Annotated in this window: 14 protein-coding genes; all 14 read left to right on the top strand. The window is 63.9% G+C overall.

The genetic code is table 11. The features are described 5' to 3' along the window. Window positions 1-38: 38 nt before the first annotated feature. The 14 genes from urtB (at window position 39) to ACQR1W_RS06745 (ending at window position 12,819) form a co-directional block, all read left to right on the top strand. Window positions 39-1,652, top strand: coding sequence for an urea ABC transporter permease subunit UrtB (gene urtB, locus ACQR1W_RS06680; protein WP_434850044.1), 1,614 nt, complete (start codon window positions 39-41; stop codon window positions 1,650-1,652). Beyond that, a complete protein-coding gene (gene urtC, locus ACQR1W_RS06685) occupies window positions 1,649-2,818 on the top strand; it encodes an urea ABC transporter permease subunit UrtC (protein WP_434850045.1) in 1,170 nt (389 codons plus the stop codon). Before urtB ends, urtC begins: the two co-directional genes overlap by 4 nt. Before the next feature lie 5 nt (window positions 2,819-2,823). After that, window positions 2,824-3,585: an urea ABC transporter ATP-binding protein UrtD gene (urtD, locus tag ACQR1W_RS06690; protein ID WP_434850046.1), complete on the top strand. Its 762-nt coding sequence runs from the start codon at window positions 2,824-2,826 to the stop codon at window positions 3,583-3,585. Between the two features lie 117 nt (window positions 3,586-3,702). Beyond that, window positions 3,703-4,398 (top strand): urea ABC transporter ATP-binding subunit UrtE, encoded by a 696-nt coding sequence (gene urtE, locus ACQR1W_RS06695; protein WP_434850047.1) that lies wholly within the window; start codon window positions 3,703-3,705, stop codon window positions 4,396-4,398. 53 nt (window positions 4,399-4,451) lie between these two features. Further along, a complete protein-coding gene (locus ACQR1W_RS06700) occupies window positions 4,452-5,285 on the top strand; it encodes an urease accessory protein UreD (RefSeq protein WP_434850048.1) in 834 nt (277 codons plus the stop codon). A gap of 20 nt (window positions 5,286-5,305) precedes the next feature. Further along, window positions 5,306-5,608 carry an urease subunit gamma gene (locus ACQR1W_RS06705; protein WP_434850049.1) on the top strand — a complete coding sequence of 101 codons (303 nt, stop codon included), beginning with the start codon at window positions 5,306-5,308 and terminating at the stop codon, window positions 5,606-5,608. A gap of 116 nt (window positions 5,609-5,724) precedes the next feature. After that, window positions 5,725-6,030 (top strand): urease subunit beta, encoded by a 306-nt coding sequence (locus ACQR1W_RS06710; protein ID WP_008970165.1) that lies wholly within the window; start codon window positions 5,725-5,727, stop codon window positions 6,028-6,030. Between the two features lie 3 nt (window positions 6,031-6,033). Further along, on the top strand, window positions 6,034-6,573 hold the full coding sequence (locus ACQR1W_RS06715; protein WP_434850050.1) for an HD domain-containing protein: 540 nt from the start codon (window positions 6,034-6,036) through the stop codon (window positions 6,571-6,573). A gap of 44 nt (window positions 6,574-6,617) precedes the next feature. Continuing rightward, window positions 6,618-8,333, top strand: coding sequence for an urease subunit alpha (gene ureC / locus ACQR1W_RS06720; RefSeq protein ID WP_434850051.1), 1,716 nt, complete (start codon window positions 6,618-6,620; stop codon window positions 8,331-8,333). A gap of 46 nt (window positions 8,334-8,379) precedes the next feature. Further along, a complete protein-coding gene (locus ACQR1W_RS06725) occupies window positions 8,380-8,679 on the top strand; it encodes a putative quinol monooxygenase (protein ID WP_434850052.1) in 300 nt (99 codons plus the stop codon). 29 nt (window positions 8,680-8,708) lie between these two features. Next, window positions 8,709-9,347, top strand: a complete 639-nt coding sequence (ureE, locus tag ACQR1W_RS06730) for an urease accessory protein UreE (protein ID WP_434850053.1) — start codon at window positions 8,709-8,711, stop codon at window positions 9,345-9,347. Beyond that, window positions 9,334-10,056 carry an urease accessory protein UreF gene (locus tag ACQR1W_RS06735; protein ID WP_434850445.1) on the top strand — a complete coding sequence of 241 codons (723 nt, stop codon included), beginning with the start codon at window positions 9,334-9,336 and terminating at the stop codon, window positions 10,054-10,056. Before ureE ends, ACQR1W_RS06735 begins: the two co-directional genes overlap by 14 nt. Window positions 10,057-10,237: 181 nt before the next feature. Continuing rightward, window positions 10,238-10,879: an urease accessory protein UreG gene (gene ureG, locus ACQR1W_RS06740; RefSeq protein ID WP_434850054.1), complete on the top strand. Its 642-nt coding sequence runs from the start codon at window positions 10,238-10,240 to the stop codon at window positions 10,877-10,879. A gap of 281 nt (window positions 10,880-11,160) precedes the next feature. Beyond that, complete coding sequence (locus ACQR1W_RS06745) at window positions 11,161-12,819, top strand: HWE histidine kinase domain-containing protein (protein ID WP_434850055.1); 1,659 nt, start codon at window positions 11,161-11,163, stop codon at window positions 12,817-12,819. The last annotated feature ends 162 nt before the right edge of the window (window positions 12,820-12,981 follow it).

Genomic DNA, 12,981 nt, shown 5'->3' on the forward strand with positions numbered 1-12,981 from the left:
ACGCCGCCCTCTCTTCTAGCTCCTGCCGGGGTTGTCCAGTGTCTGCCATTTTTCTTGCGCCTGTGCGCGCGCTCATACTCGCGATCGCCTTGATCGCCGTTGCGGTTCCCGCATTTGCCGCGTCGTTCGAGGAGTCGGTCGCCAAATTCACGACCGACGACTTCTCCGATACCGAGGAAGCGATCGGGGAGATTGCGGCCTCCGGCAATCCGCTGGCGTTTCCGATCATCAGCGCGCTGCAGGATGAGCGGCTGATGTTCGACGCTGACACCAAGAAGGTTTACATCAAGCAGTCCGACGGCAAGGCGATCGACGCCGCCACCGGGGCGGCTGTCGATGCTATCCCCGACAGCGCCTCCGCGGTCAACCTCAACAACCGTCTCCGCCGCGCGGTCGACGCGGCGCTTGGCGGACTCACCTTGCTGTCGCCTGATCTGTCGACGCGGCTGTCGGCGGCGCAGTCCGTCTTCAAGTCACACGAGGAAGCGGCCCTGCCCACGGTGGAATCGGCGTTGGCCAAGGAAACCAATCGCTCCGCCAAGGATGCGCTCGCCGAGGCGCGCGCGGCGATCCTCTTGTTCAAGTCCGATGCCAGCGAGGCCGACAAGCTCGCGGCCGTTGCCACCGTCAGGGCGCGCGGCGACCAGGATGCGCTCGCTCTTCTGAACGAAATCAGCGGCGGCGATCAGCCGGCCTCGGTCACCAAGGCTGCAAAGAGCGCGATCGCCTCGATCCAGAGTTCGCTGGCGGTCTGGTCCGGCGTGCAGAACGCCTGGTACGGGCTGTCGCTCGGTTCGGTGCTGCTGCTCGCTGCGATCGGTCTCGCCATCACCTTCGGCGTGATGGGCGTCATCAACATGGCCCATGGCGAGATGGTCATGCTGGGCGCCTACACCACCTTCGTGGTCCAGGAGGTGATCCGCACCCGTTATCCCGCGCTGTTCGACTATTCGCTTCTGATCGCGGTGCCGCTGGCGTTCCTGGTGGCCGGGGCCATTGGCGTCGTGATCGAACGCACCATCATCCGCTTCCTCTACGGCCGGCCGCTGGAAACCCTGCTGGCCACATGGGGCCTGTCGCTGATCCTGCAGCAGGCCGTGCGCACGGCGTTCGGACCGACCAATCGCGAGGTCGGCAATCCCTCCTGGATGAGCGGCGCCTTCGAGCTCGGCCAGATCACGATCACCTATAACCGGCTCTGGATCCTCTGTTTCACGATGGCCGTGTTCGCCATCCTGCTGGCGATGCTCCGCTACACCGCGCTCGGGCTGGAGATGCGGGCGGTGACGCAGAACCGGCGCATGGCGGCCTCGATGGGTATCGCTACGTCGCGGGTCGATGCGCTCACCTTCGGGCTCGGTTCGGGCATCGCGGGCATCGCCGGCGTCGCCTTGTCGCAGATCGACAATGTCAGCCCCAATCTCGGCCAGAGCTACATCATCGATTCCTTCATGGTCGTGGTGTTCGGCGGCGTCGGCAATCTCTGGGGCACGCTGGTCGGCGCCTTCACGCTCGGTATCGCCAACAAGTTCCTGGAGCCGGTCGCCGGCGCCGTGCTCGGCAAGATCGCGATCCTGGTCCTGATCATCCTGTTCATCCAGAAGCGCCCGCGCGGTCTGTTCGCGCTCAAGGGCCGGGCGGTGGAAGCATGATGCCGCATCTGCTGACTCGCTCCCTCGACCGCGCTGCCGTCAGCTTCGTCCTGATCGTCGCCGCCTGCGGTCTCCTGATCCCGCTCTCCAACCTGCTCCTCCCCGCGGGGTCTGCGCTGCAGGTGCCGACCTATCTGGTCGCGCTGTGGGGCAAATATGTCTGCTACGCGATCCTGGCGCTGTCGATCGACCTGATATGGGGCTATTGCGGCATTCTCTCGCTCGGCCACGGCGCTTTCTTCGCGCTCGGCGGCTATGCGATGGGCATGTATCTGATGCGCCAGATCGGGGCCCGCGGGGTCTACGGCAATCCGCTCCTGCCGGACTTCATGGTGTTCCTGAACTGGCCGAAGCTGCCCTGGTACTGGTACGGTTTCGACATGTTCTGGTTCGCAGCGCTGATGGTGGTGCTGGTGCCAGGCCTGCTCGCCTTCTGTTTCGGCTGGCTGGCGTTCCGCTCCCGTGTCACCGGCGTCTATCTGTCGATCATCACGCAGGCGATGACCTACGCGCTGCTGCTCGGCTTCTTCCGCAATGATTTCGGCTTCGGCGGCAATAACGGCCTGACCGACTTCAAGGACATCCTCGGCTTCAACGTGCAGGCCGAGGGCACCCGCGCGGCGCTGTTCGCGTTGAGCTGCCTTGCGCTGATCCTCGCCTTCGTAATCTGCCGGGCTGTCGTCTCATCGAAGCTCGGCAAGGTGCTGATCGCGATCCGCGATGCGGAATCCCGTACCCGTTTCCTCGGCTATCGCGTCGAATCCTACAAGCTGTTCGTGTTTACGCTCTCCGCCTGCATGGCCGGCGTGGCCGGCGCGCTCTATGTACCGCAGGTCGGCATCATCAATCCCTCCGAGTTTGCGCCTGGCAATTCGATCGAGGCGGTGATTTGGGTGGCGGTCGGTGGCCGCGGCACGCTGGTCGGGGCCGCGCTCGGCGCCATCGTCGTCAACTACGCCAAGACCTTCTTCACCTCCGGTGCCCTGGCACCCTATTGGTTGTTCATGCTGGGTGCGCTGTTCGTGCTGGTAACCCTGCTGCTGCCCAAGGGTATCGTTGGCACCTTCAATGCCTGGTGGGAGCCGTTCAAGACGAAGCGCATTGAGGCCAATGCCGAAAGCGCCGCCCGTGAGGACGGCGTCAGTGCACCCAAGCTTGCGGAGTGAACAGCATGAACGTGATGGACGCCCGCGCCACATCGGCATTGCTCTATCTCGACGGCGTGCATGTGTCGTTCGATGGCTTTCACGCCATCAACAATCTCTCGCTGACGCTGGCGCCGGGGGAGATGCGCGCCATCATCGGCCCGAACGGTGCCGGCAAGACCACGATGATGGACATCATCACCGGCAAGACCAAGCCGGACGAAGGCACCGTGCTGTTCGACGGCACCACCGATCTGACCCGGCTCGACGAGACCCGCATCGCCGAGCTTGGCATCGGCCGCAAATTTCAGAAGCCGACCGTGTTCGAGAGCCAGTCGGTCGAGGACAATCTACTGCTCGCGCTCAATGTCGACCACAGCGTCAAGGGCACGCTGTTCTGGCGCGGCTCGAGGACCGAGGCTGAGCGCATCGACAAGGTGCTGGAGACGGTGCGGCTGAAGGATGTCCGACGCAAGCTCGCCAGCAGCCTGTCGCACGGCCAGAAGCAGTGGCTCGAGATCGGCATGCTGCTGGCGCAGGACCCCAAGCTCCTGCTGGTCGATGAGCCTGTCGCCGGCATGACCGACGTCGAGACCCATCAGACGGCGGAGTTGCTGAAAGCGATCAACAAGGATCACACCGTCATGGTCGTCGAGCACGACATGACGTTCGTTCGCGAGCTTGGCGTCAAGGTCACCTGCCTGCACGAAGGCACCGTGCTGGCTGAGGGCACCATTGATCAGGTGTCGTCGAATGAGCGGGTGATCGAGGTTTACCTTGGTAGGTAGGCGACTAGCGAGTGGTGAGTAGCGAATAGGGATGATGCAGAGGATCATGAGCGGGGCAGTTCGTACTATTCGCCATTCGCTATTCGGCAATCACTTGGCGACAGCCGGAGGTCGCTAATGCTCAATGTGGACAACATCAACCTCTACTACGGCGCAGCGCAGGCGTTGCGTGGCGTTTCGATCTCGGCCGAGCCGGGCAAGGTGACCTGCGTGCTCGGCCGCAACGGCGTCGGCAAGACGTCGTTGTTGCGCGCGCTGGTTGGGCAATATCCGCTGGCCTCGGGCGCGATCAGCTTTGACGGCGCCGATATCACCCATCTCAAGCCCTATGAGCGGGCCCGGCGCGGCATCGGCTTCGTGCCACAGGGCCGCGAGATCTTCCCGCTGCTCACGGTGGAAGAGAACCTCAAGACCGGCTTCGCGCCGCTCAAGCGCGCCGAGCGAAACATCCCCGACGACGTCTTCTCGCTGTTTCCGGTGCTGCAGTCGATGCTGGGCCGGCGCGGCGGCGACCTCTCCGGCGGCCAGCAGCAGCAGCTCGCGATCGGTCGGGCGATGGTGATGCGACCGAAACTGCTGCTGCTGGACGAGCCCACCGAAGGCATCCAGCCCTCGATCATCAAGGATATCGGCCGGGCCATCTCTTACCTGCGCAATCTCGGCAACATCGCGATCGTGCTGGTCGAGCAATATCTCGACTTTGCCTGCGAGCTCGGCGACAATTTTGCCGTGATGGATCGTGGCGCGGTCAAGTATACCTGCACCCGCGCCGATCTCGATCCTGCCGAGATCAGCCGCCAGATGGCGCTGTGACGCAATCTTGACGCGGCCTTTAGCGGATCTTGGGTCGCGCGGGGGGAAAGAGAATGGGGGCCGACGCTGCCGCCGCAGCAGATATTTTCGAGCAGAATCGCGCGCGCGGTGCGGTCCGCTTCGACGTCCAGCTGCAGGACGGCATGACCCGCCGTCGTGAGCTGCATGAATCGGGCTCGCTCCGTGTCCGTTTTCCGTCGCCGGAGGACAACGGGCTTTCGGCCATGTTTGTCAACACCGCTGGCGGCATCGCCGGCGGCGACCGGTTTGCGATCGATATTGCAGCGGGCGAGGGCACGCGCCTGACCTTGACGACGGCCGCCGCCGAAAAGGTCTACCGCGCGCCCGGCAAGCCCGCCGCTCTGGATATCTCGCTGAAGGCTGCGGCGGGAGCGCATCTCTCCTGGTTGCCGCAGGAGACCATTCTGTTCGACCACGCCAGGATTGCGCGCCATATTGATATCGAGCTGGATGACACGGCCTCGCTCCTGCTGTGCGAGATCGTGGTGTTCGGCCGCACCGCCATGGGCGAACGCATGCGTGAGGGCGTCTTTGTCGACCGCTGGCGGCTGCGCCGGGGCGGCCGGCTCGTCTTTGCCGAGACCGTGCGTCTCGAAGGCGATATCGGCGACAGGCTGGCGCAGTCGGCCGTCGCCAACGGTGCGGCAGCCATCGGGACGGCGCTGATCGTGCCCGGCGATGCCGCGCTGGTGGACCGTATCAGGGAGGCGGCCCCGGCATTCGGTGGGGAGGTCGGGCTCTCGGCCTGGAATGGGTTTGCAATGGCGCGGTTCTGTGCCCAAGATGCCGCGCGCCTGCGCGCCGACATGATCGCGGTGCTCGGTTGCGCTACGGAGATGCCGCTGCCGCGGCTCTGGCTCAATTAGGTGACGACTAGAGATTTCGCATGAACCTGTCCCCCCGCGAAAAGGATAAGCTTCTGATCTCGATGGCGGCCATCGTGGCGCGCCGCAGGCTGGAGCGCGGCGTCAAGCTCAACCACCCCGAGGCTGTCGCCATCATTTCCGATTTCATCCTGGAAGGCGCGCGCGACGGTCGCACCGTCGCCGAGCTGATGCAGGCCGGTGCGCAGGTTCTGACCCGTGACCAGGTGATGGCCGGCATCCCCGAGATGATCCACGACATCCAGGTCGAGGCGACCTTCCCCGATGGCACCAAGCTCGTCACTGTGCACGAGCCGATCCGCTGAATTCTTAAACGTCATTCCGGGGCAGCCCGCAGGGCTGAACCCGGAATCTAGAGACTACAGATCGAGATTCCGGGTTCGGTCCTGCGGACTGCCCCGGAATGACGGAGAAAGATGAAATGATCCCCGGCGAACTCTTCATCCAGGACGGCGAGATCGAGCTCAATGCTGGTCGCAAGACCGTGACGCTCACGGTCGCCAACACCGGCGACCGGCCGATCCAGGTGGGATCGCACTACCATTTCTTCGAGACCAATCCGGCGCTGAAGTTCGACCGCAAGAAGGCGCGTGGCATGCGGCTCGATATCGCTGCTGGCACTGCCGTGCGTTTCGAGCCGGGCCAGACCCGCGACGTGCAGCTGGTCGCGCTCGCCGGCAAGCGTACCGTGTATGGCTTCCGCGGCGACGTGATGGGCAAGCTGTAGGCCATGCTGACCGGCATCCGCCTCGTCTCCGAAGCCGCCGAGCTGGCTGCGCGTCGCCACTTGGGCCAGCAGCGCAAAGGCCGCAGCGGGGAGCCCTATATCAATCATCTTGCCGAGGTCGCGAACCTGCTCTCGGTCGCCAGCAACGGCGAGGATGCCGAGCTGGTCGCGGCCGGCTGGCTGCATGACACGATCGAGGACACCGACACGACGCATGACGAACTGGCGCAGCGGTTTGGCCTGCGCGTGGCCGGCCTCGTTGAAGAGGTCACGGATGATATGACGCTGGCGAAGAGCGAGCGACGACAGCTCCAGGTGCTGGAGGCGCCGAAGAAGTCGGACGCGGCCAAGCAGATCAAGATCGCCGACAAGATCAGCAACATCCGCGCCCGCATCTTTTTCGAGCCCGATTTCGAGCAGCAGCTGGAATTGATGGACTATGTCGGCTGGGCCGAGCAGGTCGCGGCCGGCTGCCGCGGCGTCAATGCGCAGCTCGATGCGCTCTTCGACGAGGCGGTCGCCAATGCGCGGGCGACGCTGTGAGCGGAACGCGTCACGACAAGAGATAAGCAGAGTGGGGGCCGGCAATGTCTGTCAAGATCAAGCGTTCCGTCTATGCCGACATGTTCGGCCCGACCACCGGCGACAAGGTGCGGTTGGCCGACACTGATCTCATCATCGAGGTCGAGAAGGATTTCACCACCTATGGCGAGGAGGTGAAGTTCGGCGGCGGCAAGGTGATCCGCGACGGCATGGGCCAGTCGCAGGTCACCAACAAGCAGGGCGCGGCCGACACCGTCATCACCAACGCGCTCATTGTCGACCATTGGGGCATCGTCAAAGCCGATGTCGCCATCAAGGACGGCATGATCGCGGCGATCGGCAAGGCTGGCAACCCCGACATCCAGCCGGGCGTCACTATCGTGATCGGCCCCGGCACCGACGTGATCGCAGGCGAGGGCAAGATCCTCACCGCGGGCGGCTTCGACAGTCACATCCATTTCATCTGTCCGCAGCAGATCGAGCATGCCCTGATGAGTGGCGTCACCTCGATGCTCGGCGGCGGCACCGGCCCGTCGCACGGCACGTTTGCGACCACCTGCACGCCGGGACCATGGCACATCGCGCGGATGATCCAGTCGTTCGACGCATTCCCGGTCAATCTCGGCATCTCCGGAAAGGGCAATGCGGCGCGCCCCGCGGCGCTGGTCGAGATGATCAAGGCGGGCGCCTGTGCGCTGAAGCTGCATGAGGACTGGGGCACCACGCCGGCTGCGATCGACAACTGTCTCTCGGTTGCCGACGACCATGACGTGCAGGTGATGCTGCATTCCGACACGCTGAACGAATCCGGCTTCGTCGAGGATACCATCAAGGCGTTCAAGGGCCGCACCATCCACGCCTTCCATACCGAGGGTGCGGGCGGCGGCCACGCGCCTGACATCATCAAGGTCGCTGGCTTGAGGAACGTGCTGCCGTCCTCGACCAATCCGACCCGGCCGTTCACCCGCAACACCATCGACGAGCATCTGGACATGCTGATGGTGTGCCATCACCTCGATCCGTCGATCGCGGAAGATCTCGCTTTTGCCGAAAGCCGCATCCGCAAGGAGACGATCGCTGCCGAAGACATCCTCCATGACCTGGGCGCGCTGTCGATGATGTCGTCGGACTCGCAAGCGATGGGGCGGCTCGGCGAGGTGATCATCCGCACCTGGCAGACCGCCGACAAGATGAAGAAGCAACGCGGCGCGCTGCCGGAGGACAAGGGCAAGGACAACGACAATTTCCGCGTCAAGCGCTATATCGCCAAATACACCATCAATCCCGCGATCGCGCATGGCGTCTCGAAGCTGATCGGCTCGGTCGAGAAAGGTAAGCTCGCCGATCTCGTGCTGTGGTCGCCAGCCTTCTTCGGCGTCAAGCCGGATTGCATCATCAAGGGCGGCTCGATCGTCGCCGCTCCGATGGGCGATCCCAACGCCTCGATCCCGACGCCGCAGCCCGTGCACTACCAGCCGATGTTCGCTGCGTTCGGCAAGTCGCTGACGGCGTCGTCGGTGGTGTTCACCTCGAAGGCGGCGGTCACCGGCAACCTCGCCCGCCAGCTCGGCATCTCCAAGAAGCTCTATGCGGTGCAGAACACGCGCGGACGCATCTCCAAGAAGAGCATGATCCATAATGACGCTCTGCCCAAGATCGAGGTCGATCCGGAGACCTATGAGGTGCGCGCGGACGGCGAACTCCTGACATGCGAGCCCGCCGAGGTGCTCCCCATGGCGCAGCGCTATTTCATGTTCTAGACTTCCTCCCGGTACAAAACCGAAAAAATACCGGGAGGATTCCTTCGTGATCTATGTCGTCGCCACGCTGACCGTGAAGCCCGAAACGCGCGCCGAATTCATCGCCGCCGCCACCGCCTGCATCGCCGAGACCCGCAAGGAGCCCGGCAACATTGCCTATGATTTGCATGAGAGCGTCACCGATCCCAGCAAGATGGTGTTCGTCGAGCAATGGGAGAATGCGGACGCGCTGGTGCCGCATCGCACCGCCGATCACATGAAGGCGTTCGGTCGCGTCGCGGTGAAATGCTTTGCGGCGCCGCCGCGGATCGAAATCATCACCCCCGCGAAGGTCGACGTCCGCTGAACGGAATTGAAGAGAATGGGAGTGCCAGCATGATCCGCGCCACGCGTGTGCTTGGACAGCATCGATGGACTGAGACCGCCGCCGATACCGTCGTGCTCGATTTCGACGACCGCCATCGGCGGCGGATGGCGATGACCGGCACGCGCGGGCTCGCATTTCTGCTCGACCTCGAGCACGCCATCGCCTTGCGCGGTGGCGATGCGCTCGTGCTCGAAGATGGTCGCCTGGTCGAGGTCGTTGCAGCAGCGGAGCCGCTGCTGGAGATCCGCACCAACGATCCGCATCATCTGGTGCGGCTCGCCTGGCATCTGGGCAACCGCCACCTGCCGACGCAGATCATGGGCAAGGGCCTGCGCATCCGCCGCGATCATGTCATCGAGGCGATGGTCAAAGGGCTCGGTGCGCGCGTGATCGAGATCGAGGCGCCGTTCGATCCGGAAGGCGGCGCCTATGCCGAGCCGGCGGGCGGCCACGATGCGCATGACCACGATCATGACCATGCGCATCACCATGACCACGGGGCACACGACCACGCTTCGCATGATCATGCCCATCATGGCGACGATCACCATGGGCATGAGCACGGCCATGCGCATGACCACCATCATGATGAGCATTGCGGACACGCACATCATCACGGCCATTCCCATGCTCATGACCACAAATGAGCTGCGGCGTGCGCCTTATGCAATGACGGAAGCCGAGGCGGCGGCGCTGTATCGGCTGCTGACCTGGCTGTCGCCGTCATTCCCGGTCGGCGGTTTCTCCTATTCGAGCGGCATCGAATGGGCGGTGGAAGCGGGTGACGTCTCCGGCGCCGATACTCTCCGCCACTGGCTGTCGGCCATGCTGACCGACGGCGCGGGCTTCTGTGACGGCGTGTTTCTGGTGCACGCGCATCGGGCGCTGCAACTGGACGACATGCGCGGGTTGCGTGATGTCGCGGAGCTCGCGGCCGCTTTTGTGCCGTCGCGCGAGCGGCAGCTCGAAACGACAGCGCAGGGGCGAGCCTTCATCGAGATTGCACAGGCCGCTTGGACTTGCGAGGGGCTCGCGGCTGCCGTGGCGCAGTGCGAGGCGATCGTCTATCCAGTTGCGGTCGGCCTGGTTGCTTCGGCGCATGGCATCCCGCTTTCGCCGACGCTGCATGCCTTTCTGCACGCGCTGACGTCGAATTGGATCTCGGCCGGCAGCCGCCTGATCCCGCTCGGGCAGACCGACAGTCAGCGCGTGCTGGCGGCGCTCGAGCCGGCCGTGGCTGCGACCGCGGCTCGTGCGCTGGTAGCCACGCTGGATGATCTCGGCAGCGCGACCTTCCGCGCCGATCTCGCCAGCCTGCGCCACGAGACGCAATATACGAGGCTGTTTCGGTCGTGATGGCTTTGTTTCTCTTGTCGTCCCCGCGAAAGCGGGGACCCATAACCACCGGCGTTGATTGTTCTAGGCCGCATCAGCCATTCTGGTCGACCGATGCATCACGCGGCCGCGACGAGCGCAGATGCGCTCGCGCTTGGAGTCCCGGCGTTCGCCGGGACGACGGCAACGGAAGGATTGTCTAATGTCATCATCTCACGGTCCGTTGCGCGTCGGCATCGGTGGCCCGGTCGGATCGGGCAAGACGGCGCTGATGGACTTGCTCTGCAAATCCATGCGCGAGCGCTACGACATCGCGGCGATTACCAATGACATCTACACCAAATGGGATGCCGAGTTTCTGGTGCGCTCGGGCTCGCTGACGCCGGACCGCATCGCCGGTGTCGAGACAGGTGGGTGCCCGCATACCGCAATCCGCGAGGATGCCTCGATGAATCTCGCGGCCGTCGCGGACATGCGCGCCAAATTCCCGAGCCTCGATCTCGTGCTGATCGAATCCGGCGGGGACAATCTGGCTGCGACCTTCTCCCCGGAGCTGGCCGATCTCACGATCTACGTCATTGATGTCGCGGCCGGTGACAAGATCCCGTCAAAGGGCGGCCCGGGCATTACCCGCTCGGATCTGCTGGTGATCAACAAGATCGATCTGGCACCGCATGTCGGCGCGTCGCTCGAGAAGATGGAGCTCGATGCCAAGCGGATGCGCGGCGACCGCCCGTTCGTGATGACCAATCTCCGCAAGAGCCAGGGGCTCGATCGGATCATCGGCTTCATCGAAGCCAAGGGCGGGCTGAGTCCGCCTAAGCCCCTGGCCGGGGCGCGCTGATCTGCCGCATCTTCCTGGAGGTGCGCTCGGCTGTGGCCATCCAGGACGCAAAAAAGCCGCAGGGCCGCCGGAACAAAGTTGATCCTTGGCCGTTAGATAACGCCCGGATTCCGGCCTGATGGTGCGCCCCCTCCGGGAACACCGGAGGGTTCAGTTGCGCCTCGTTGATGGCTCACTCATAATATGTTCGGTCGGCTGTATCGGCGCGTTCATGAGTAACCGGCCCGGGCTTTTGATGACTCGTTTACCCCTTCGTCAACCCTTGATCGTAGAGTAAACGAGTGCTTCGGCTCGGTGTCATCATCGGTGCAATTGCGCTGATCGGAACGGTGCTCTCCGGCCTCGCCGCCTATCGTGTGCATGATCAGGAGCTTGCGATCGATCGCATCGCGTTGGCGCGGGCGATCGACGTTCACGCCAGCCTGGTCCAGGATCGGTTGACCGAACGCGAATTGCTGGCACGGGTTGCCTCTCGGCTGTTTCGCACGCCGACGGTGATCAGAGCCAACATGCTGCAGCCGCTGCGCGCCGCGATCTACGCCTTCAAGACCGATTTCGTCGTCGCGGCATGGGTGGCCCGATTGAAGCCGGACGAGCTGCCGGCTGCGCGCAGCGAACTGCAGCGGTCTGGCTTTGCCAATCCCAACATCCGCAATTTCGATGACAAAGCGCTGGAGCAGCAAACGCTCGACCACCCGGTCGATGTCTTGATGGACCTCGAGCCTCGCAACCCCGAGACCGCTCCCCTGGCGGGGACGGCGCTGGATGGCCATCCGGTGTTCGGTCCGATGCTGGCCCGCGCGATGGCCGAGGGCAAGCCGATCGCTTCCGATCCGACCCCGCTATTGCGCGCAAGCGGCCCGATCGGCTTGATCCTTGCTGCACCGGTCGTGCTGGATGACGCAAGCTCCCCGGCGGGCTTTGTCACCTTTTCCTACGAACTCGGGCCGCTGATGCTCACCAACGACGACCTGTCGCTGTTCTCCGTTGCGCTCAAGGATCCGCGCCGTGAGGCCAGCGAACTGATCGCCAACGATCAGGGGGTGGTGACGACCCGGACGCGTGCGCCGGAGGCGGCGCAGCCGTCGGCGGCGCGGACAGTGACGTTCGGCAATCGCGATTGGTCGCTGGTCTACTACGCCAAGAGCAATTCGGTTCGTCGCGCCCAGCAGACCGCGGCGATCGTCGCTGTGATCGGCCTTGCGCTGACCGGCATCGTCTGCGGCCTGTTCGGCTACGTGGCCTATAACAATCTGCGGCTCAGCCAGGAAATCCAGGTGCGGATCGGTTTCGAGCGGCGGTTGACCGCCGTCATCGACGAGCTGAATCACCGGGTCAAGAATATCCTTGCCGTAATCCAATCGATCGTCACGCGCACCTTGCGTCACGGCAGCGACATCGATGTGGCCCGCGAGCTTCTGATCGGACGCATTCATGCGATGTCGAATGTCGTGACATTGCTCAGCGAGAGCCAATGGCAGGGCGTGCACCTGCGCGGATTGTTCGAGGCGCGCGCCATTCCCCATGCCGAACGCATCGCGATCAGCGGTCCCGACATCACGGTCAGCGCGCGCGCCGCGCAGAGCCTGTCGCTGTTGTTCTTCGAGCTCGCTTCGCATTCCGACGAGGGCTTGTCGCTGGTCGGAAAGCATCCGCACATCACGGCGAAATGGGAAGTGACCGGTGAGGAGCCGGACACGGTGTTTCAATTCCGCTGGGAAGAGTTCAACACCAGCGCGGCCACGCGCAGGCCGGACAGCGATTTCGGTCTGATCCTGCTCGATCGCGTCGCCCCGGAAGCGCTTGGTGGTACCTCCAAACGCTACTTCACCGAAGCGAGCTACGTCTACGAGCTCACCGCACCGATGATGACCGTCGTCGACATGAGCGAACGCGATCGCACCGAAAAGTTCTCAGCTCCGGTCCGACCGCCGCGTTGATGCTCATCAGATCTGCGAGTTTCTCGCCCGGAACCAAAGCGACGGGATCAGCATTTTACGGCCATTCATGCTGGCTGGAAGCTGATCATGGGACGTTACTTGCGGCTGTGGCTGCTCGGTGTGCCGCTGCCCATCCTGGTGCTGATCTACGCATTGGGTGGC

Origin of the sequence: Bradyrhizobium sp. HKCCYLS1011 (assembly GCF_051167795.1) — a bacterium.
Taxonomy (GTDB): Bacteria; Pseudomonadota; Alphaproteobacteria; order Rhizobiales; family Xanthobacteraceae; genus Bradyrhizobium.

What these genes read in the sequence shown, in the direction of transcription:
- urtC (WP_434850045.1), top strand. Translation starts at nt 1,649, where the DNA reads ATGATGCCGCATCTGCTGACTCGCTCCCTCGACCGCGCTGCCGTCAGC.
- urtD (WP_434850046.1), top strand. Translation starts at nt 2,824, where the DNA reads ATGAACGTGATGGACGCCCGCGCCACATCGGCATTGCTCTATCTCGAC.
- urtE (WP_434850047.1), top strand. Translation starts at nt 3,703, where the DNA reads ATGCTCAATGTGGACAACATCAACCTCTACTACGGCGCAGCGCAGGCG.
- ACQR1W_RS06700 (WP_434850048.1), top strand. Translation starts at nt 4,452, where the DNA reads ATGGGGGCCGACGCTGCCGCCGCAGCAGATATTTTCGAGCAGAATCGC.
- ACQR1W_RS06705 (WP_434850049.1), top strand. Translation starts at nt 5,306, where the DNA reads ATGAACCTGTCCCCCCGCGAAAAGGATAAGCTTCTGATCTCGATGGCG.
- ACQR1W_RS06710 (WP_008970165.1), top strand. Translation starts at nt 5,725, where the DNA reads ATGATCCCCGGCGAACTCTTCATCCAGGACGGCGAGATCGAGCTCAAT.
- ACQR1W_RS06715 (WP_434850050.1), top strand. Translation starts at nt 6,034, where the DNA reads ATGCTGACCGGCATCCGCCTCGTCTCCGAAGCCGCCGAGCTGGCTGCG.
- ureC (WP_434850051.1), top strand. Translation starts at nt 6,618, where the DNA reads ATGTCTGTCAAGATCAAGCGTTCCGTCTATGCCGACATGTTCGGCCCG.
- ureE (WP_434850053.1), top strand. Translation starts at nt 8,709, where the DNA reads ATGATCCGCGCCACGCGTGTGCTTGGACAGCATCGATGGACTGAGACC.
- ACQR1W_RS06735 (WP_434850445.1), top strand. Translation starts at nt 9,334, where the DNA reads ATGACCACAAATGAGCTGCGGCGTGCGCCTTATGCAATGACGGAAGCC.
- ureG (WP_434850054.1), top strand. Translation starts at nt 10,238, where the DNA reads ATGTCATCATCTCACGGTCCGTTGCGCGTCGGCATCGGTGGCCCGGTC.